This window comes from Mastigocladopsis repens PCC 10914, from assembly GCF_000315565.1.
Classification (GTDB): Bacteria; Cyanobacteriota; Cyanobacteriia; order Cyanobacteriales; family Nostocaceae; genus Mastigocladopsis; species Mastigocladopsis repens.
Genome location: NZ_JH992901.1, coordinates 2,972,319 through 2,992,306 on the forward strand (window position 1 = coordinate 2,972,319; position 19,988 = coordinate 2,992,306).

The 19,988-nt window shown below is 41.5% G+C and carries 14 protein-coding genes; 2 read left to right on the plus strand and 12 right to left on the minus strand.

The annotated features are described in order from the left end of the window. Positions 1-21 precede the first annotated feature (21 nt). The 12 genes from MAS10914_RS0115370 to MAS10914_RS0115425 all read right to left on the minus strand — a co-directional run bounded on the left by MAS10914_RS0115370 (position 22) and on the right by MAS10914_RS0115425 (position 14,951). Positions 22-1,122 carry a glycosyltransferase gene (locus MAS10914_RS0115370; protein WP_017316832.1) on the minus strand — a complete coding sequence of 367 codons (1,101 nt, stop codon included), beginning with the start codon at positions 1,120-1,122 and terminating at the stop codon, positions 22-24. Positions 1,123-1,934: 812 nt separating this feature from the next. Continuing rightward, positions 1,935-3,245, minus strand: coding sequence for an NAD(P)H-dependent oxidoreductase (locus MAS10914_RS0115375; protein ID WP_017316833.1), 1,311 nt, complete (start codon positions 3,243-3,245; stop codon positions 1,935-1,937). 70 nt (positions 3,246-3,315) lie between these two features. Beyond that, on the minus strand, positions 3,316-3,867 hold the full coding sequence (gene rfbC, locus MAS10914_RS0115380) for a dTDP-4-dehydrorhamnose 3,5-epimerase (protein WP_017316834.1): 552 nt from the start codon (positions 3,865-3,867) through the stop codon (positions 3,316-3,318). A gap of 80 nt (positions 3,868-3,947) precedes the next feature. After that, on the minus strand, positions 3,948-4,799 hold the full coding sequence (locus MAS10914_RS0115385) for a phytanoyl-CoA dioxygenase family protein (protein WP_017316835.1): 852 nt from the start codon (positions 4,797-4,799) through the stop codon (positions 3,948-3,950). A gap of 50 nt (positions 4,800-4,849) precedes the next feature. After that, on the minus strand, positions 4,850-5,857 hold the full coding sequence (locus MAS10914_RS0115390) for a glycosyltransferase family 2 protein (protein WP_026082574.1): 1,008 nt from the start codon (positions 5,855-5,857) through the stop codon (positions 4,850-4,852). Between the two features lie 474 nt (positions 5,858-6,331). Further along, positions 6,332-7,357 carry an NAD-dependent epimerase/dehydratase family protein gene (locus MAS10914_RS0115395; protein ID WP_017316837.1) on the minus strand — a complete coding sequence of 342 codons (1,026 nt, stop codon included), beginning with the start codon at positions 7,355-7,357 and terminating at the stop codon, positions 6,332-6,334. Between the two features lie 177 nt (positions 7,358-7,534). After that, positions 7,535-8,476 carry a glycosyltransferase family 8 protein gene (locus tag MAS10914_RS0115400; RefSeq protein WP_017316838.1) on the minus strand — a complete coding sequence of 314 codons (942 nt, stop codon included), beginning with the start codon at positions 8,474-8,476 and terminating at the stop codon, positions 7,535-7,537. A gap of 124 nt (positions 8,477-8,600) precedes the next feature. Further along, positions 8,601-9,818, minus strand: a complete 1,218-nt coding sequence (gene lhgO / locus MAS10914_RS0115405; protein WP_026082575.1) for an L-2-hydroxyglutarate oxidase — start codon at positions 9,816-9,818, stop codon at positions 8,601-8,603. Between the two features lie 109 nt (positions 9,819-9,927). Continuing rightward, positions 9,928-10,701, minus strand: coding sequence for a glucose-1-phosphate cytidylyltransferase (rfbF, locus tag MAS10914_RS0115410; RefSeq protein ID WP_017316840.1), 774 nt, complete (start codon positions 10,699-10,701; stop codon positions 9,928-9,930). Positions 10,702-11,202: 501 nt separating this feature from the next. Further along, positions 11,203-13,386 (minus strand): tetratricopeptide repeat protein, encoded by a 2,184-nt coding sequence (locus MAS10914_RS0115415; RefSeq protein WP_017316841.1) that lies wholly within the window; start codon positions 13,384-13,386, stop codon positions 11,203-11,205. Between the two features lie 60 nt (positions 13,387-13,446). Next, positions 13,447-14,226, minus strand: a complete 780-nt coding sequence (locus MAS10914_RS0115420; RefSeq protein ID WP_017316842.1) for a PP2C family serine/threonine-protein phosphatase — start codon at positions 14,224-14,226, stop codon at positions 13,447-13,449. Positions 14,227-14,276: 50 nt separating this feature from the next. Further along, positions 14,277-14,951, minus strand: coding sequence for a vWA domain-containing protein (locus MAS10914_RS0115425; RefSeq protein ID WP_017316843.1), 675 nt, complete (start codon positions 14,949-14,951; stop codon positions 14,277-14,279). Positions 14,952-15,579: 628 nt separating this feature from the next. Here MAS10914_RS0115425 and MAS10914_RS0115430 point away from each other — a divergent pair. Together MAS10914_RS0115430 and pheT are read left to right on the plus strand one after the other, a co-directional pair. Then, positions 15,580-16,986 (plus strand): response regulator, encoded by a 1,407-nt coding sequence (locus MAS10914_RS0115430; RefSeq protein ID WP_017316844.1) that lies wholly within the window; start codon positions 15,580-15,582, stop codon positions 16,984-16,986. A gap of 437 nt (positions 16,987-17,423) precedes the next feature. Continuing rightward, positions 17,424-19,874, plus strand: a complete 2,451-nt coding sequence (gene pheT, locus MAS10914_RS0115440) for a phenylalanine--tRNA ligase subunit beta (protein WP_017316846.1) — start codon at positions 17,424-17,426, stop codon at positions 19,872-19,874. Positions 19,875-19,988 lie beyond the last annotated feature (114 nt).

Here is a 19,988-nt window from a genome sequence, read left to right on the forward strand (position 1 = left end):
TACTATCCCTCAGCTAATAAATTAAATGAATAATGTATTTACGGTACAAGCTTGTTCAATAACTTCCTCGACTTTACTAAAGAAAGCCTCTTCCGAGAAGTTTGCCACCGCATGATTACGGATATTTTCGTAATCCCAATAGATTTCCCTGGCTTCTAGTAGTGCAGCTTGCAATGATTCGGGTGTTTGCCTCTTAAAAAAGACTCCTGTTTTACCAGGTATTTGAGTATCTAATACCCCACCCGCTCCAAAAGAGATAACAGGTGTTCCACTCGCATTTGCCTCTACTGGAACTAATCCATAATCTTCTAGGGCTGCCACTATAACAGACTGAGCTTTAGAAAACAACTGAGTGCGTTGTGTATCAGTTACGTGTCCTACAAACTCGATATTGCCTAATGCTTTAGACTTTAACCTTTCTTTTTCTGGACCATTTCCTGATATCAGTAACCGCCATCCCAGCCAGTTAAAAGCTTCGACTATTATATCAAGACGCTTGTAGCTGATCATCCGAGCTGAGGCAAGATAAAAGTCTTCTTTTGTATCTGAAAAAACAAATTTACTAGTGTCTATTGGATAGTTAATAACAATTGCTTTTTTACCGTAGGTACTTTTAATACGACGAGCTACAACGCTGGAATTCGCAATGTAAAGGTCAGGTTCCTGTGCACAGGCAAGGTCTACCTTTCTCATGACTTGAAACACTTGTTCGATTAAAGGAGCAAAATATCGATAGTCTCCGTACTCGCGTAAATAAGTTTCTGTATCCCACAAAAAACGGGTCACATTATGACAAAAGCAAATGTGGCGTGCCCCTGAGTTCTTTCGAACTGCTTTGGCAAAGCTTGTGCTACTGCTAATAATGAGGTCGTAGTCTTGCAAATCTAAGGCGCGAAATGCTGGAAAATAGAAGGGAGCCATCAACCTGAAATACTTCGCTGCTCCTGGAATATTTTGCAGGAAGGTTGTGTTGACAATGCGCTCACCTAAGTCAATGGTTTGGTCGGGGTCGTATAGAGAAGTAAAAATGTCTGCTTCGGGGTAGCGCTTACAAAGCAATTCAAAAACGCGCTCTGCCCCTCCTTTTTGGGTTAAATAATCATGCACTAAGGCAATTTTCATATTATTCCTTGTGGATTTACTCTATACAACTATCTAGAAATGATAGGTTTACTCTGGACACTGCACCCACATTTAGGAGTTCATAGACTATTTTGCAAATCTGATTCCAGCCCCTATTTGTTCCCAACATACTAAAACCTTATTTTAATAATATTAATTTTTAATAAAACTTTTTAAGGATAAAATAAAGAAGTCAGTCTTTTCGCTTACTGTGAATGTTTTGCTTTTAGCGCGTAAAGTCCAGTTATAAACTCTACTGTGGATATCTCGAATTTTAAAGTTTACACAGTGTGAATACTAAGGGTTTGAGAAAGTTCCTTAGAAAAAGGTTCTACAAATTTTTTTTCTTGACTAATCGAGCCACAAATAGTTAAATGACAATCAGGCATTTGAGAAAAGGCTTCTAATACTCAGTCTAATCCCTTGTGAACTAGACTGCCACAACCAAACCAGAGAAAATTCTGGTGGCAAGTGTCAAAATCTTTTTCTTGTGAGCATAGATAAAGTCCTTGTATATAAATGTTATGTCAAGGCGATAGATGATCGAGAGCTTTGGCTTTGTGTGCTACTCGATTAACGATGTCGAGTGTGTGGTGAACTAATTTGGTCGCCATAAGTACACTTAATTAGAAGAGTAGTGAACGATTATTAATGAGCGATATGCTATTAACTCGTCTAAATAAGAATCTTATAACCTTTGCATAACTTTTGTATAAAAAGAGAGAGTCTTTACTCCTTAACCTATGCCTTTTTTGCTACCAAAGTCAACACCATAACATCAAGTGTGGGTTGACTTTGGTTGATTTAGTTACTTAAACTGCTGCCAAGGTTTTGGATTGAGCAAAATAAGTGTTTTGCTCATATCGCAGTTTGTCACACAGTCTGCCTTCAGGTAGTTCCACATCGTCATAGGTGAGGACTTGGTCTTTTGCAATATCTCGCTTGAGACGACATCCTTCGGCTAAACCCATGGGCAAGAGGTTTTGCTCTTGAACAATGTTGGAATTTTCGCATTGTCCGTAGGTCATGTAGTAGCCAATACCATCTAAAGTTTCTCCTGCTTTTAAGTCGATTTTGGCAGTGGTAACGACATCTACTAGGGGAGCGCCTAAAGGACTTAAGACGTAGTCTTGGAAGAGAACAGCGCGAGCAACAGACAGTGGCACCTCAAAGTGACAGAGGTGGTAAGGAGTATAAAAGCTGTAAAGCGGACCTTCACCTAATTTGTACAAGTTGAGGTAGTGCTGTTGCTTTGGATCGTCGTGAGTTCCAAATACAAATACCCCTGGACCGGGTTTTGCGCCAACAACGTAATCAACGATGCCGCCCAGTTCTTTAAGCTGTTCAACATCGTACATTTTGGTCATTTCATCGACATGACCGTTAAAGTCATATCCGAGCATTCCCCGCTTGGCAACTTTCATACCTGTGGCGTTGGCAACGATCGCCTGCTCGAAGGATATTTTTGTTCCGTCGGCGAAGCTTGTTACCATGTGAGCCTTTTGACCCCAACGTTTGGCAAATGCTTCCTGTGTCGTGGGATTACGATAGGGGTCTTGTAAACCTTTGATGTTACCACATAACAGCGGAGTTAAGCCTATACTTTTTACGAAGCGGTAGAGGTTCATTTGCACCCCTGGCTGATCGCCATCGCAGGCGGTGAGGATGACTCCTGCTTTGTCAGCGTACACTTTGAGAATGGAACCGATAGTGCCATCGAGTTCAGCGTTCATCATAATGACGTGCTTGCCATGGGCGATCGCCTCCATCACCACATGAGCGCCAAACTCTACCGCACCTGTGACTTCAATCAGTGCATCGATCCCCTCAGCGCGGCACAGTAACATTGCATCTTCCGTCACTGCTGACTTATTGTGGGCGATCGCATCTTGCAATTCGGTAACGGTGGAAACATCTTTGTAATCTTCGACCCCTGCTTCCGAATATGCTCGCTTGGCTGCATCAATATTGCGGTTGGAGATAGCAACTAACTCCATACCTGGAACTGAATTTGTAATTTGATTAACAATTCCTCGTCCCATAAAGCCAGCACCAATCATCCCAACTTTGATGGGGTTACCTGCTGACTCCCGGGCTTGTAAGGCGCGATCTACAATAATCATTAGCTGGACTCCTCTTAAATTATCAATTATCAGTTCTCAGTTGTTAGCGCTCAATTATCTGATTGAATCTTTACAATGTGCCTCCCACGGTCATCATTCTCATCAAAGGCCAATTCTGATCTTTGTCGGAAATTTCAGTCACTTCCACAGGCCATTGAATATTGAAAAATGGGTCATCATAGCGTAACCCCCGCTCGTATCCAGGTGTGTAAAACTCTCCTACCTGATACAGCACCTCTGCTCCATCTGTTAGTGCTTGATAGCCGTGAGCGAACATTTCTGGAACGTATAGGGCGCGGCGGTTATCTGCAGTAAGTTCCACACCAATATGTTGAAGGTAAGTAGGAGACTCAGGACGCATATCAATAATCACGTCATAGATAGCGCCTTGAGTACAGCGAATTAATTTGGTTTCTGCTGCTGGCGCAATTTGATAGTGCATTCCTCGCAGCGTCCCTTGTTTATAATTAAATGACAAGTTACATTGGGCAACCACTGGCTTTAAACCATGTGCCTCAAATTCTTTAGCGCAAAAAGTACGAGCAAAGAAACCACGATGATCGTGCTTTTCTTCTAAGTCAATGAAGTATGCACCTTGAAGTTCGGTTTCGGTAAAAATCATGGGTAACCTCGTTCTAAACTATGACTACACAGTGGTACTAAATAATTTCTGATTTATCTTTGTGTTCTTCATAAAGAGCACTATCTAAGGGCTGTCACTGAATCAAGTTCTTGAGATGACTCTGGTTTGGCAAAAGTATCATCCCAATACTGAGTGCAAAGTTCTGGCCGTTTCGGGGAGTTTGCAGTGTAAACAAAAAATAGCGCTGATCTTTCTTCTGTCCGTAGGGTTCCGTGGTGTAAAGTAGTTTTTGGATCTGTGAAAATGACGGTACCCGCAGGTCCGGGGCATGATTTCCATTTTGCTTCTGGGATGACTTCCCTGAGCTGTTCATCAGTGATTCCTATGTATCCTGAACGCCAAAGTTTGTAGTAAATCCGGTAATAATTTAGGCGGGATTTCGAGGTCAAAGATAAGGGGACGTATTCAAAAGGACCGTGTTTTTCGTCTACGTCGGTCAAATAAATAATCATTTTAACCATCCGGCGGTCTTCCGAGTCTTTATGCCATAGGAGCGTGCCAAACTGATTTTCGTTGGGAAAATCTTTGCGTAAATGTACCCCTTGAAAGGCAACAGGAAGACCGATGTAATTTTCGATAATGTTAAACAGCTTTTGTTCTCGTCCCCACTCAGAGAATTCTCGTAAATCTGTCACTGTGGAAATTTTTGGCAATCTTTGAGTTAAATTGCTGTTGTTCTCAGCCTTCATTCTCGACAATTGAGTGTAAGCTGCTTGGAGAAGATCAGATGTAGAGCCTAATCCCAAATCTTCGAGTGTTGTAACATAAACTCCATCGCGTTTGAGAGCATTGACAATGACGCGATCGCGTTCTTCTAGAGCAGGCAATTTTCTTGCATGGTTCAAAAGTGCTGCTCTATAACCTAATTCAGATCTCAGATCAGATATTTTGTTTATAATAGTGTTGAACACGGAATGACACCTTGTGGTAAAGTTAGATTTTCCTCGTCTTGATTGGCAGCTTACCCTTGATATTTTTGGATGTTTTGAGCAGACGGCTGCGTTGTTTGTGCCATTTTGAATTCTCTAGTAGCTATTGCATCAAAAACAGACATACCTACTAAAGCCAAAAAGGGAACTATAGTCTGGATGGCGAACACGGGCCATCTTCTCAAAGCACCTAAGAAAACCTTCAAGTTAGCTTCTTTGAAATTCTTCAAAATCATTCGGCGGCAATATCGCTTAGGGTATCCGTTTTCCTCCAGTTTCATGAGAACTTCAGACACGTGTTTGTATTGCATTAACAGTGCTGATTTTGGCTCTTTTTGCCAATAACTTACACCGACAATACATTCTATGTAGGTATCTTTAGTGACGATAACCTTGCCATTAGCAGCGCAATACCCAGCTAAGTATGCTAAGGAAATCCAGTTATTCTCAGCTTCTTGCCAGATGTGAAGAGCACGTTGTACCAAGTCAGTGTGATATACAGAAGCGGTGAGAAAGATGACTGCACCAACACTTTTTGAAAAACAGTGTTCAAATATGGCTTTCCCATCGCCATTCCCATCTTCACTGTCAACATCAAACCAACGGTTATCAACTATTGTAGGCGGGTGTACGGGTTCACCAGTAATTTTATTACGACCAGAAAAATTTAGAAACAGTAATGACAAATCTTCATGTTTCTTGAGTTTGGCAATAACGTAAGGAATTGCTCTATTCTCAATGGGATCATCATCACCAATTGTCCAAACATATTTAGTCTTTGCGGACTTTAAGCAATGAATGATATTCCGCATGACCCCGATATTTTCGATATTTTTGTTGGATTTAAATGTGATATGACTAAGAGTTGTTTGCCACTTTCTAATCACCTCTTGAGTATTGTCTGTTGAACAATTATCAGAAACAAAAATTTCACAATCAGATTCAAAGCCCTTGATAGCTTGAGCAAGCCATGCCAGTTGCTTATCAAGTAATTCTGCCCGATTGTAAGTGGGAATAGCGATTGTGAGTAATTTCCTCATGGTGGATTGTACATAGTGCTGGGGTGGCTCAGGATTCTGCATATATTTACCTACTTTCCGTGGTATTAGCAGGTTATTATATATCTGTGTGGGGTACAAAATATTTTTCCAAACAGTCTCATTTTTATCTTTTTAGTAGAAAAACTTCTCAAGTAGCTACACAGTTATCATAAAATCGTGCTCCGGCTAAAAAACTTCGTATAGGTAATTCTGAAAGAATTGCATCGGTGTTTATAGAAACGTGAGAATTAAAAGCTTGGTTGCAGATTCTATCTACTAACTTTATTAAAGAGAGTTTGACTGTTGGTAATGTTCAACCTATGTTTATAATTTCCAGTTGATAATTCAAATTCTCCACTCTATGTAAAGATTTAGTTAATGAATTTTGAACCTAAACCGTGAGCTATCAACTTTTTTTAGATGAACATTACCATCAGACAATCTCCATGATGGCTTTTCAGCCATTGTGACAGTTTACTTACTCCAGAAGAAATCTTTGTCAATTTGCTGAGTACGAATGAGATACTCTAGCTGCTTTAATCGAGTGAACCCTCTATGCAAGAAAACGTCTTCAGTCATATCAATTTGCAAGAACAAATCATACAACTGCTGTGCTCCTCGTTGAGCATTCCAATCACATTTAAAGCCGGGTAGAACGGTGTTAATTTTCTCAAAAGATACCCGATAGCTACGATTGTCTGCACCTTGATCACCAAAGCTCAATTTGCAATCAGGGAAAACTTCAGCAATAATTTGGGCAATTTCTTTGACTCGATAATTATTTGCCGTATCTCCCACGTTAAAGATTTGGTTGTGTACGATATCACGAGGAGCTTCCACCGCGCAAACAATAGCTTTGCAAATATCCAACGCATGGACTAACGGACGCCAAGGTGTACCGTCACTGATCATCTTAATTTCTTTGGTCGTCCATGCCAAACCAGCCAAATTGTTTAAAACAATATCAAAGCGCATCCTTGGTGAAGCACCAAAGGCAGTGGCATTCCGCATAAACGTAGGAGAGAAGTCATCATCAGCGAGTGGCTTGACATCTCGCTCTACCAACGTCTTACATTCTGCATAGGCGGTTTGCGGATTGACAGCAGATTCTTCTGTGACATCACCCTCGGTAGCAACGCCATAGACACTGCACGAAGACATATACACAAAACGACGCACACCCGCTTCTTTTGCCAATTTGGCAAGACGAACTGAACCCTTATGGTTAATCTCGTAAGTGATATGCGGTGCGAGTTGTCCTGTTGGGTCATTCGACAGTTCAGCCATGTGAACTATGGCATCAACACCTTGCAAATCCTCTGAGGTGATATGGCGAATATCTTTAGTGAGAGTTTTCGCTGTGACTTGAGTACCGTTGTACAACCAACCGACTTTATAAAAGCCTGTGTCTACGCCAATAACTTCATGTCCTCGTTCGATGAACAAGGGAGGCAATAAACTACCAAGATAACCTTCAGTCCCAGTGACTAGAATTTTCATTGTTTTCAATTCCTATTGAAGTTCAATTTGATGCCGTACATAACTATAGTGGAGTACGGTGCATTGTTCTGCATAAGGGTGGTTTGGGAACTCTAATTTATAATGTCTTCATGACTGCATAAATTATTGCCATCACACACCTTTGGTACATATGTTATGCACCGTAACATACTATTTTTAAAGTTTTGAGGTAGTCAATGATGTGGCTTTCATGAATTTTCTCCAAAGCCGTCTCCAAAAGGTATCTCGCCATCCTGACCAGTCTGTCATGTCAAGATATTGGAAGAACAAATGTTTTTTAGGGTGTTTACATTCTGCTTGCAATCCTGCATACCAGGGTTTAGGAGAATTGGTGAAGTGAATAATGCAAGGGCGGTGTCGCAGTTCGTCATAAATCTCCTCTGTAAAAGGGCTATCTTTCCAGGATGAATATTGATGTATCTGGGGCATTTGATTCCATTTCGGATGAAGTTCTCCCCATTTACCTGCAAGAACTGCGTTTAGTCCATCTTGATCGTTACGTACATACTCTCTATTTTGTCTTATGTATTCAATAACCTTGCTTCCAATATCATCTGCTCGCCACTTGTCAAGATTAATGACTAAAAGTCCAGAATTAAAATATTTGTAATCTGGACAGATTCCCACCTCACGATAGTTTCTCAAACCCTCAGACATTCCTATGTACAATTCAACATCGTCTTGAACTGCTAATGCATAGTTATCTCCCATGTCGATAGCCCATAACTCTGCTAAGTCTCCGGTCACTATCATGTCGGTATCTAAATAAATTGCCTTATGAAACTCGCTTGGTAAAAATTCAGTAATCAGAAGCCGATAATAGCAAGCCAGGGTTAAATGTCTGGTTAATACTAAATTCTCAAAGAGCGTCTCATCTGGCTGCACCCATAAAATACTGACCTGTTCGTGGTTCAGTGATTTGCTAATTCTGTGTTTGTTAGCTTCAGTAATACCTCCATCAAGAACATATAATGCTACTTTATGGTTTTTTTTGAGGTTGGCTATTGCTGAACGAACTGTGACAGCAAGTGGCATTGCATAGTTATTATCAGCAGCACAAACAAGAACAATTGGCTGAACATTTGAGTTAAGGAACATTAGTTTCACCCTGATAACTAATTACAACCTTAAATTAAATGTTCTCACAAATTAAGGAATGCCAGAATGCCTGTGCTTTTTATCAAAACTGTTAACTTAAGTAAGCACAGGCAAACAAAATATTTTAAAGTTGACTGACTATGGCTTTAAGATGCGACTGTTCGGGAATTTGGGCGACAATTGCTTTGCCGATTTCGATGGAAGATGTTGCTGCTGGGGAAGGTGCATTGCACACATGGACGGAGTTTTGACCTTGAACAATTAAGAAGTCGTCCACTAGTTTGCCATCGTTCATCAGCGCTTGTGCGCGGACACCAGCGTGGGTGGGAACTAAATCCTCTTGTTGGACTTCGGGAATGAGTGTCTGTAAACTTCTGGTGAAGGCTGCTTTACTAAAGGAACGAATGATTTCCTGGATGCCTTCGTCAGCGTGTTTGGCTGCGAGTTTCCAGAAACCAGGATAAGTCATGACTTCTGTAAAATCACGCAAGTCAAAGTCGGTTTTGTTGTAGCCTTCGCGCTTAAGGCTAAGAACGGCATTTGGTCCAGCGTGTACGCTACTATCAATCATGCGCGTAAAGTGGACACCTAGGAAGGGAAAATCTGGATTGGGAACTGGGTAAATCAAACCTTTCACCAGATAGCGTTTTTCTGGCGTGAGTTCGTAGTATTCTCCCCGGAAAGGAACAATTTTGGCTTTTGGATCGACTTTACCCATTTTGGCAATGCGATCGCTATGCAATCCGGCACAATTGATAACAAAGCGCGTTTCAAAGGTGCCGTTGTTAGTTTCTAATACCTGATGGTTGCCACTAGTTACTATTTTTTCAACCTTTGTATTAAGACGCAGTTCTCCTCCCTGCTGTCTTATGATTTCAGCATACTTAAGGCAAACTTGCTTATAATTTACAATACCTGTAGAAGAGACGAGTATTCCCCCAACACAACTGACATGAGGTTCGATTTCTTTGACTTCCTCGGAAGTCATTCTCTTAACTTCTATGCCATTTTCCAAACCTCGCTTGTAAAGATTTTCTAAACGAGGTAACTCTTTTTCATCCGTAGCAACTATAACTTTGCCGCAAATTTCATGCTCAATTCCATGTTCTTGGCAAAATTCTACCATAGAGCGACAACCGTCACGGCAAAATTTAGCTTTAAAACTCCCCGGTTTATAGTAAATACCAGAGTGAATCACACCACTATTGTTGCCTGTTTGGTGAAAAGCCCAATTGCTCTCTTTTTCTACAACCAGAATGCGTGCATTGGGATAGCGTTTCCCTAAAGCCATACTGGTGGAAAGACCAACGATTCCCCCACCTATAATTACGAAGTCATACATTGGTTTTCTAGTCCTTGGAAATAGAAGTATCGAAGAGTAAAGAGTGAGGAGCGCGTAATAAAGAATGATGAGTGAAAAGTCAAGAATTATGTTCTATCTTCTTTCTTGCTCACCATACCTTCCAAGGAGCCTTTCCTTTCTTCCACAGATCCTCAAGGTAATTTTTATCACGTAAAGTATCCATTGGTTGCCAAAAGCCATAATGCTTATAAGCAGATAGCTGTTCCATTTCTGCAAGCTTTTCCAATGGTGTCTGCTCCCAAATACTGGTATCATCAGTTATCAAATTGATGACTTCAGGCTCTAGCACAAAATAACCGCCATTAATCCAAGCTCCATCGCCTTCTGGCTTTTCCCGAAAGCTAGTGATTTTTGTTTGTTCTTGTCCTAAGACAATAGCACCAAAGCGTCCTGGTGGTTGAACCGCTGTCATTGTTGCTAAAGTCTTTTGTTCTTTGTGAAAATTAATTAGCTCTGTGACATTGACATTGCTCACACCATCACCATAAGTGAAGCAAAAAGTTTCATTGCCAATATGCTCTCTAACTCGCTTCAAACGTCCGCCGGTCATTGTATTGTCGCCCGTATCTACTAGGGTGACACGCCAAGGTTCTGCGTTACCCGCATGCACATTCATTTGGTTAAATCGCATATCAAAGGTGACGTCTGACATATGTAAGAAGTAGTTGGCAAAATACTCCTTAATAACGTAACCTTTGTAACCACAGCAGATAATGAAGTCATTGATGCCGTTGGCGGAGTAAATCTTCATGATGTGCCATAAAATTGGCTTACCACTAATCTCCACCATAGGCTTGGGTCTGACGCTAGTTTCTTCACTTAAGCGTGTACCAAGCCCTCCCGCTAAAATCACTGCTTTCATGGGATTATCTCTAAGTCTTTTAGGTAGATGAGGAATTAACTTTTCACTCTATCTATGGACTGGGTAGAGAAAAAGTTATTAATCAATTTTCTCAGTATATAATCTAACCGTTAATTCATCTTCAAGTATGAAGACAAGATGAATAAATATATCTTAAGTATGAAAAAATGAAAAAGATCTATAAGTACCTGAAAACCAGAGACAAAAGCATTTAGGCAATTTCTAAATAATGCAAAATAACAGCTTATGAAATAGTTAACTCTTACTATTTCAAAATTCCAAAAAATGAACTGTTTTGTAATACAAAAGTCAATAGTAAAAGTGGTAAGCATCCTAGCGGAACAGCTTTGATTTGTTATTTCATTGACTTGTTATTAGTACAGAATTGCACTAAGTTTGTAAGACTTTTCAGCTAAGAGAGTATTGGATACATGGAGCAAGGCTGCTCGAAGAGTAGCCCAACTACAAGCTATAACGCTACACATGTGTGAAAAACTGTACTTAGTTAGTGTGTTCCGACACATTTGTTGTTTGCAAAAAATTATCGCATTTGTTTTCTACAACAACACAGATGCTGCTTAATGCTTGTTGATAATTGTCCATATCCTCTTGCTCTAAAGAGATTTTGGCCGCTGTCTGCAAATCATCAACTGCTTGCTTATGGTACTGGCTAGATTTGCCACCTCCATATTGTGCAAGTTCGTAGCGGACAACGCCTCGTTTTAGATAGACTTTTGGGAGTCTAGGATTAATATTCAATGCTTGGTTAAAATCAGCAATTGCTTGTTTGTATTCTTGCTCGAAATCGCTGCTATACTGGGCAACTTGATAACGCACCAGACCCCGCTGAAAGAATGCTTCTGCCTTTGATGCATTCAGGTTCAGTGCTTGGTTGAAGTCAGTAATTGCTTTTTTATATTCATATTGAGAATCGCCACTGTACTTAGCAATTTGAGAGCGAACAATACCTCGTCTTATGTATGCTTCTACTTCATTCGGATTGAGACGTAAGGCTCCGTTATAGTCTACAATTGCTAGGTTATACTCTTTGTCTGGATCGCTGCTATATTCAGCAAGCATATAGCGGGCATTACCCCGATTGACATAAGCTTTTACTTCCGTGGGATTGATGGTAATTGCGTGATTGTAATCCGCAAGCGCTGCTTCATACTCTTTCAGGTTGTAGTGAGCATTGCCACGGTTGATATAGGATTTTGCGTGTTTTGGGTTTTTCTGTATTGCCTGAGTGAAATTTTCAATGGCTTGCTCGTAGTCTCGCACTTTGTATGAAGCATGACCTTTCTTGTAGTAATCAGCAAAATTTTGATTCTTGCTACTCTTATCCCTAGCCAGAGAAATCAAATTTTGCTGAACATAAGAGCTTTGGGCGACAAAGGGGCGATTTGTAAATTTAATCATTAAATCCAAATACCCTAACGCCCCAAAAACGCCAAGCAAGCCGAAAACAACAGGGTAAAATTTCCTCTTCTTAGGAGGTTTATAGTAGGAAATATTTTGAGGTACGGGAGCGCGATTAATACGGGTAAATGGAATCGCAGGTTGTGGTGTGCGAGGAGCTTGAACTTGGCGTCTTTTCGGTTGTACTCGCGGTTGTAAATGTTCTTTATTTGCTATTGCCTTTAGAGATGGGAATGGGTCACGTCCACCTAATCGCAAAGTACGTTCGCACCAAGGACATCTGTCCAAGTGGTTGCTGTAGCGATGCTGGGGGTTGATAGTGCAGCTTATCAGGGAATTTTCGGCATCAGCAAGCGCCGTTAGCCAAGTTTGAGAGCTAGGGCGAATCTGCGGGTTATTGTGACCATCCTCAAAACAACGTACAAACAGATCCTGCAAGCCCAGAGGCAGAATTTCCCATGGAGGTGCAATGGGTGTTGGAATGTAGGGTATGCCTCGGTTTTGACTGTAGGTAAAATGCCCTGCTGCAATGCGTGCTTCGTATGGCGGAGGTTCACCTGCTCCTTGATAAATGCCTGAAAATGGGTGTGTGCCTTCCATCAATAGTTGAAATATCAGCACTGATAACCCAAACAAGTCGTGGGCAAAATAGCGATCGCACTCAGCAAAAGTTTTATTTTGAAGTTCTGGTGGGGTAAATTCTGGTTTCCCTACATGACAACGGTAAACAACTCCATTTTCTGGATCTTGTACCTGGAACGAATCTGTGTCTACTATCGTCACTAATGCCGTGTCACTGACGAGGATATTCGACTCATTCACATCGCCGACACAGTAGCCACTGGCGTGCAAAGCGGCAAAAGCCGAAGCTAGATTGCGAGCAGTGCGAATCAAGTACTGATAGTTGAACAAAGGACAGTGCTGGCGCCTGGTTCTGGGATTATAAAAGTCGATGATTGGACGCATTCCCCGAATGCGCGGCATCAAAAAGCCTATCACCTGAGTGCTTCCATCTGGCGCGTGCAACAACTCAACCGGCCAAGCAATTGAAATATGCCCTAAGCTGGCGGTTGGGTTTTCCGGTGGATGGGTAAGCATGACCTCCAGTTTACGAGCTTGAGCAGGTGTTGGCTTGTGATAAACCTTGGCTACTAAACCAGCATCTGTTGGCACTGTGTATATACACGCTTCACCGCCTCGTCCCAGACTTGAGGAGAGGCTGATATTACTAATTTTTTGGTTGGGAAGAGAACGTAGTACCTGCATGATATATTTTTTATAGATACCCTATAAATGTATACACTTGCGGACAGGCAAATTCGCCAATCAACTGCTTAAGGCAGCAATTATGAGTGTTAGATCATCATCTGTACGCTGGGTTATTCTATCCGAACGTAAAAACCTCACTAACTGCTCTTTTGCCACCATCTTATCGTCAGCTTTTGCCGCAAAGTCGAACAGCGGAAAAAAGAATGGTTTATGAGGTACACCCACGGTCATGTTGATGGCAAGCATTTGTAGTCCATCAGTAAGAACCCCTACATTAACTATAGCTTGATGCCACACCCTCAACTGTGCGCTATCTAGGGCGGTCGGCGAGGTCAAAAAAACTGTCTCGTTGATGTATTCACCACTATCAGGCATGGTCAGTGCTATGAGGTTCCCCTGGACATCCTTCGCCACCGCTGCACCATCCCCTATTTGCGCCACTGCTACAACCTCTGGTGTCGCGATTGTAATAATCAAGGTGCTTGCTAAATCCGATGGCTGCTTTTCACAAGCAACAGCTTCTTCCTCGACGGCTTTTTTGGCTGCAAGCATTGCCTCAATCAAAAGCGATCGCACAGCATCATCATCGGCTATGGTTCGCCCTGAGATGTCTTTGATTGATATGTTTTCTATTGCTGTTTCCACAGCAATCATTGCTCCCACCTTACCCAGGCTTGCAGAACCAGCACCATCTGCTGCTGCAACAACTAAAATATTATCTGGCAAAATCTGCCAGTGATGAGCATCCTGACACAACTGCTTGTTCTTTAAGTGGCTCGTGCCACATACTGATGCGGCTACGACCCGCCAGTGAGGTATCTGTTTAAAAGTGTTCATAAATCATCTTTCATTGCTGCTCTTTGCCTGAGCATTCAGCCACCTCTTTACTAAACAGAACCCCAGCCAATTGGTGGTAGTGCCACCTGTTCGTCTACCTTTGAATGAGAAACCGCTGACATACTAGCTGACAACCAAACAAACATCTCAACAAAATTGAGTCCTTGGAGTTTTAAAGGAGTACGCACAGCTATTTGACTCAAACGTGTCATGTTCGCATTTTCCACTCCAACAGTAAAAAATGCAACACGTTTACTTGCTTCATCCGCTTGTAGACGCCGCGCCGCTTGCTCTATAACATCTTCAAACTCGCCTTGTGGTTCACCATCAGTAATCATGAAGACCCAAGGACGATAGTAGGCAACACCGTTGGCGCGATACTGAGCTTTGCGGTCTTGAATCAAATCCAAAGCTTTATGAATTCCAGCACCCATAGTAGTCAGTCCCTGTGCTGCCAATATCGGCGGACTGAATTGGTCAGCAGTCACAAAGTCCTGTACTACATTTACATTACTATCAAAAGTAACTATTGCTACTTCAACCCTCCTTGCAGCCAAGGAATTTTGAATTAATTCTTCCTTGAAACTTTGCAAGCCCTGGTTCAACGAATCTATTGGCATACCTTGCATTGAGCCAGATGTATCTAGTAAAAGTACACAAGGACAACGGGGTTCTGGGTTTTCAGCAAACTCCACTACTTCATCAAGTCTTAATGTATCAGGCATAACTTTTTGTGTTATGTTAAAGTCCAACGATTAGCTTTCCTTTTGCTCAAAGTATATAGTAGTTTAAAGTGTCAACCAAACTATATGTAATTTGTTTGTTTGCAGATATTTTACTCTTTATTAAACAAAATTCTGCTGCCAAATTCCTTACAAATTTGTGAAATCTTACTTGGGACATAGTTAAGCAAAACTGAAGCAACCAGTAGTCGGTATTACCTGCTGGGAAACACATAGCAAAATTTATACATAACACGTATAGAATACAATAAATCAGTAGCTTTACTAACACATAATTTTAAAGATTCGATGTAGAAATGTCGGATTTTAGATAAAAGCAATGAAGTAAAGTTCATAAAATCCGTACTTTAACTACGCCTTTGTCATCCTACTTATTTAACTAACATTCAAATAGATGGAAAAAGGTCTTTCGTTAGTATGTTACGAGAAAATGTAACATACTAGCTATAATATTACCTTCACATCTTGTAATATATGTATACAATAATAAGGGCAGAGAAAATTTCTTTATAGGGAAATATCAAGGTTAACGAAATACCTTATTACTGAATTTACCGATAACTCGAAAATTCAAAGAATCGGTCTTATTTTCCGAAAAATCTCTAAAGAAATGAATAATTTTGGCACATTCACAAAACTACGTCCCTTAAGTTTATTGAGACAGCTATCTAATTGTTCTGAAAGTACTTGTTTACAAGTACTGAGCAACTCCGTTTATTGGTCAATATATTTAGAGCAGGGGAAAATAACTTATGCGACTCATTCAGTCGAACCTTTTGACCGACTAGAACGTCATTTGCGTCGCCTGAGTCATCATGTTCCCAATATCACTGGTGAAATTCGTGTCCAATTACGTTTGATGTTTGAACCAGACTCACAAAGTCAGCCAGTAGAACATCCTAACAAGACCAGGGAGCAGTCTATACTCCCTCCTGAGTATCAAGCCATTTGCTGGTTAGTTAGTGAACGATATCTGCATTCTACACAAGCAGCGTTGCTAATTCAAGAATTGGTCAAAGAAGTCTTGGAGTCGTATCTTTTAATCGAACAAGGAACTTTTACACTAAAAGATTCTCATTATCGAGTTCCAATTATTTGCAAGCTTGATGTAGAAAAAATTGGGGAACGCTGCCAACAGAAGTTGCAAAATTGGCAGTCATTAGGTCCCCAAATTTCTTCTCCCTATCAGCGTCCATATTTGTTAATTAACATCCCAAACAGTCAAACAACTTCATCAGGAATAGATCCTCATTTAACTGAATGGATGAAAGGTTTTAGCCTGCGGCACATATCAGTGATTATAAATCAAGACGAAATCCAACTAGCTAGAATATTATACCCTCATATTTTAAATGGTACCATATTATTGCATGAGCCTGATCCACCCTTTGATAAATTACCAAAGACATTTGTAAATTTAGTAAAAAACCCTAGTTATGTCGCTGAAGCCAAAACTAGCTTAGTGGATTCAGCAGTTGCATCAAGCAGTATCCTCTCTAAAGAAGACTCTGCTATCTCTGCGGGGAATGTCGCTACTCATCAGCGACAAGTCCCGATTTCTCCTCATAAAGAACAAGCTCAGGAATTAACAAAATCAAATAATAATAACCTTGAATCTGAGACAGAAACTCCTACTCCTGCTACTTCGCAAAAAATATATAAAGTTATTTCTGTAGATGATAGTCCCACGATTCTCAAAGAAATTAGCCGCTTCTTAGAAGATGAAAATTTTTCTGTAGTCACAATTAACGACCCATTGAAAGCAGTTATGTCGATTATTCGGCACAAACCAGACCTAATTTTACTCGATTTGAACATGGAAGGCATAGATGGTTATGAATTATGCCGAATCGTCCGAAATAACTCAATTTTTAAAAAAACTCCCATAATAATGGTAACAGGAAACAGGGGTCTTGTAGACCGAGTAAAAGCAAGATTGGTGGGAGCCTCCGGATATTTAACTAAGCCTTTTACTCGTGCAGATTTACTCAAAATAGTGTTTATGCATTTGGCTTAATAATTTAGTTATGAGTATATAAGTAATAGCAAAAAAAGTGAAATTAGGATATCAGGAAACAACCCTAGGGATTAATATTATTAGGTTAATATAATTTATTTTTAATTTATTTTTAATAATACTTTCATTTTGAGGTTTGAATGATTTACCTATACTCCAATACGCTTGGTGATAAGCCTTTGTTCTCTCCTCCTGCATCCGTTCGCGCAGCGTGTCTGGAGGGCTCAGCTTCCCCTGCATCCGTTCGCGCAGCAGGTGTCGCTTTGCGACTCAGCTTGCCTCAATAGATAACTATTCTTAACTGAACCTGACCTATACCCCAATACCATTCAGTTAATTAAGAGCTTGTCCCAATGGGTGAGGAACTTCGTGGATTAGTTCTAGAATAGTCTGTGCATCGTGATTTAGCTTAGATCTCAGACAAGACAACACATGACATGCGTATCTCACTAAAGTGGTTGCAAGAACTAGTGGAGTTGAAACTTAGCCCAGAAGAACTAGCAGAAACACTGACATTAGCTGGGTTTGAGGTGGAAGATATTGAAGACCGCCGCACTTGGGCTGCGGGTGTTGTTGTGGGGAGAGTGCTGGAACGCCAACCCCATCCCAACGCTGATAAATTGAGTGTTTGCCAAGTCGATATCGGCACGGGTGAAACTTTAAATATCGTCTGTGGTGCTTCCAATGTCCGGGCAGATATCTACGTGCCGGTGGCAACTGTAGGCACTTACCTACCAAATATCGATTTAAAAATAAAACCCGCGAAACTACGAGGTGTCCCATCACAGGGGATGATTTGTTCCCTCAAGGAACTGGGTTTACCTAGCGATGTAGACGGAATTCATATTTTTCCCCAACAGAACCTGCAACTTGGGAATGATGTACGTCCACTGTTGGGTTTAGATGATGTGATTTTAGATGTCACTGCTACCGCCAACCGTGCTGACGCTTTAAGTATGGTTGGCATAGCGCGCGAAGTAGCAGCCCTGACAGGGGCAAAGCTGACGCTTCCCGAACCTGGTGAAGTCTCAATTTCTCAAGGTGGGTTTAATTTAGCTTTAAAAATTGCCGATACGCAAGCTTGCCCAGCATATATTGGTACAGTGATTGACCAGGTAAAAATTGCATCATCACCTGAGTGGCTGCAACAGCGTCTGCGTGCTGCTGGAGTGCGACCCATAAATAATGTTGTAGATATCACTAACTACGTCATGTTGGAATGGGGACAACCACTGCACGCCTTTGATGGTAACCGTTTACAATCTGTTGCTGGTATGGAGACCTACCATGGTACGTCTCTACAAATTGGTGTCCGCTTCGCCAACGCTGGGGAAACTCTCAAAACCCTGGATGGACAAACTCGCACCTTATCTACCCAAAATTTGTTAATCACCGCCAATAATAAACCTGTTGCCCTGGCTGGAGTCATGGGTGGTGAAGAAACCGAAGTGCATGATGGGACTCAAAACCTGGTATTAGAAGCCGCGCTGTTTGATTCTGTGGCAATTCGCCGTTCTTCCCGAAGCGTGGGATTAAGAAGCGAGTCTTCTGGGAGATACGAACGGGGAGTCAACCGCGCTGAGTTGGAAGTCTCCACGCGCCGTGCTTTGTCACTTATGAACGAACTGGCTCATGGAGTTATAGTACATCAGGAAATTGCTGACTCCCGTCCTGATCGGGCCACTTGGTCACGTTCCATTGAACTGCGTTTAGACCGAGTGAATGAGGTTTTAGGACCAATCGACTTGGGAGAGCAAACAGGGGAACTCCAAGGTGCAGATGTGGAACGTACCCTGACAGCACTAGGATGTCAGCTGACTCCCATAGACGACCAAAGGTGGACGGTTGAGGTACCTCCCTATCGTTATCGCGACTTAGAACGGGAAATAGACTTAGTTGAAGAAATTGCCCGTCTCTACGGCTACGATAAATTTTGCGACACCTTACCCGATAAGGCAGAAGCAGGTTATTTACCTGTTGAACAAGATCTGATACGCAAGTTACGAGCAGTATTGCGAGCAGAAGGATTGACAGAATTAATGCACTATTCCTTGGTAAAACCAGGGGAAGACAGACAAATCGTGCTCGCAAACCCGTTATTTGTCGAATATTCTGCATTACGAACCGACTTGATATCAGGGTTGATTGATGCATTTCAATACAACCAAGAACAGGGGAATGGTTCGCTCAACGGCTTTGAAATTGGGCGAATTTTCTGGCAAGAAGAAGAAGGTTTGCAAGAAGCAGATGCCATTGCTGGCATTATGGGAGGCGATATTTCCTCTAGCAAGTGGACAAAAAGCGGTCGCGAACAACCCATGACCTGGTTTGAAGCCAAAGGTATTTTAGAAAATGTATACCAACAGTTTGGCTTGCAAGTGGAATACCAACCTGATCGCAGAGATTCCCGCTTGCACCCAGGACGCACTGCTTCCCTATGGGTACGGGGTAACAGATTGGGTATCTTTGGGCAACTGCATCCCCAACTACGACAAGAAAAAGGTTTACCAGATTCAGTTTACGTATTCCAGTTGGATCTAGATGTGCTTTTAAATTCTCTAAACGAAGATGAAATCTTAGTACCGCAATTTAAGCCTTACTCTACCTATCCAGCGGCAGATCGAGATATTGCTTTCTTCGCACCTGTGAAGGTGACAGTTGCCGAAATTGAAAAAGCAATTACCAAAGCAGCTAAAGATTTACTGGAGTCTGTGGAATTGTTTGATGAATATCGCGGGGAGAACGTACCCCAAGGACAGCGGAGTCTGGCATTTCGCTTGATTTATCGCTCGAGCGATCGCACTCTCACCGATACCGAAATTGAACCAGTACACAACAAAGTCCGCGAATCCCTAGTGGAGAAATTCGGCGTTACCCTAAGAAGTTAAGACTCAAGAATCAAGAGTGAAAAATGAAGAAATTCTTTGCTCTTTCTTCTTTCTTCTTTCTTCTCTCTTGTGTCTTGTTTTTGAATTTTGAATGAGTGAATTTTGAATTGTAAT

Coding starts and splice junctions, on each gene's coding strand:
- MAS10914_RS0115370 (WP_017316832.1), bottom strand. CDS start 1,122: ATGAAAATTGCCTTAGTGCATGATTATTTAACCCAAAAAGGAGGGGCA.
- MAS10914_RS0115375 (WP_017316833.1), bottom strand. CDS start 3,245: ATGATTATTGTAGATCGCGCCTTACAAGCCCGGGAGTCAGCAGGTAAC.
- rfbC (WP_017316834.1), bottom strand. CDS start 3,867: ATGATTTTTACCGAAACCGAACTTCAAGGTGCATACTTCATTGACTTA.
- MAS10914_RS0115390 (WP_026082574.1), bottom strand. CDS start 5,857: ATGAGGAAATTACTCACAATCGCTATTCCCACTTACAATCGGGCAGAA.
- MAS10914_RS0115395 (WP_017316837.1), bottom strand. CDS start 7,357: ATGAAAATTCTAGTCACTGGGACTGAAGGTTATCTTGGTAGTTTATTG.
- MAS10914_RS0115400 (WP_017316838.1), bottom strand. CDS start 8,476: ATGTTCCTTAACTCAAATGTTCAGCCAATTGTTCTTGTTTGTGCTGCT.
- lhgO (WP_026082575.1), bottom strand. CDS start 9,818: ATGTATGACTTCGTAATTATAGGTGGGGGAATCGTTGGTCTTTCCACC.
- rfbF (WP_017316840.1), bottom strand. CDS start 10,701: ATGAAAGCAGTGATTTTAGCGGGAGGGCTTGGTACACGCTTAAGTGAA.
- MAS10914_RS0115415 (WP_017316841.1), bottom strand. CDS start 13,386: ATGCAGGTACTACGTTCTCTTCCCAACCAAAAAATTAGTAATATCAGC.
- MAS10914_RS0115420 (WP_017316842.1), bottom strand. CDS start 14,226: ATGAACACTTTTAAACAGATACCTCACTGGCGGGTCGTAGCCGCATCA.
- MAS10914_RS0115425 (WP_017316843.1), bottom strand. CDS start 14,951: ATGCCTGATACATTAAGACTTGATGAAGTAGTGGAGTTTGCTGAAAAC.
- MAS10914_RS0115430 (WP_017316844.1), top strand. CDS start 15,580: ATGAATAATTTTGGCACATTCACAAAACTACGTCCCTTAAGTTTATTG.
- pheT (WP_017316846.1), top strand. CDS start 17,424: ATGCGTATCTCACTAAAGTGGTTGCAAGAACTAGTGGAGTTGAAACTT.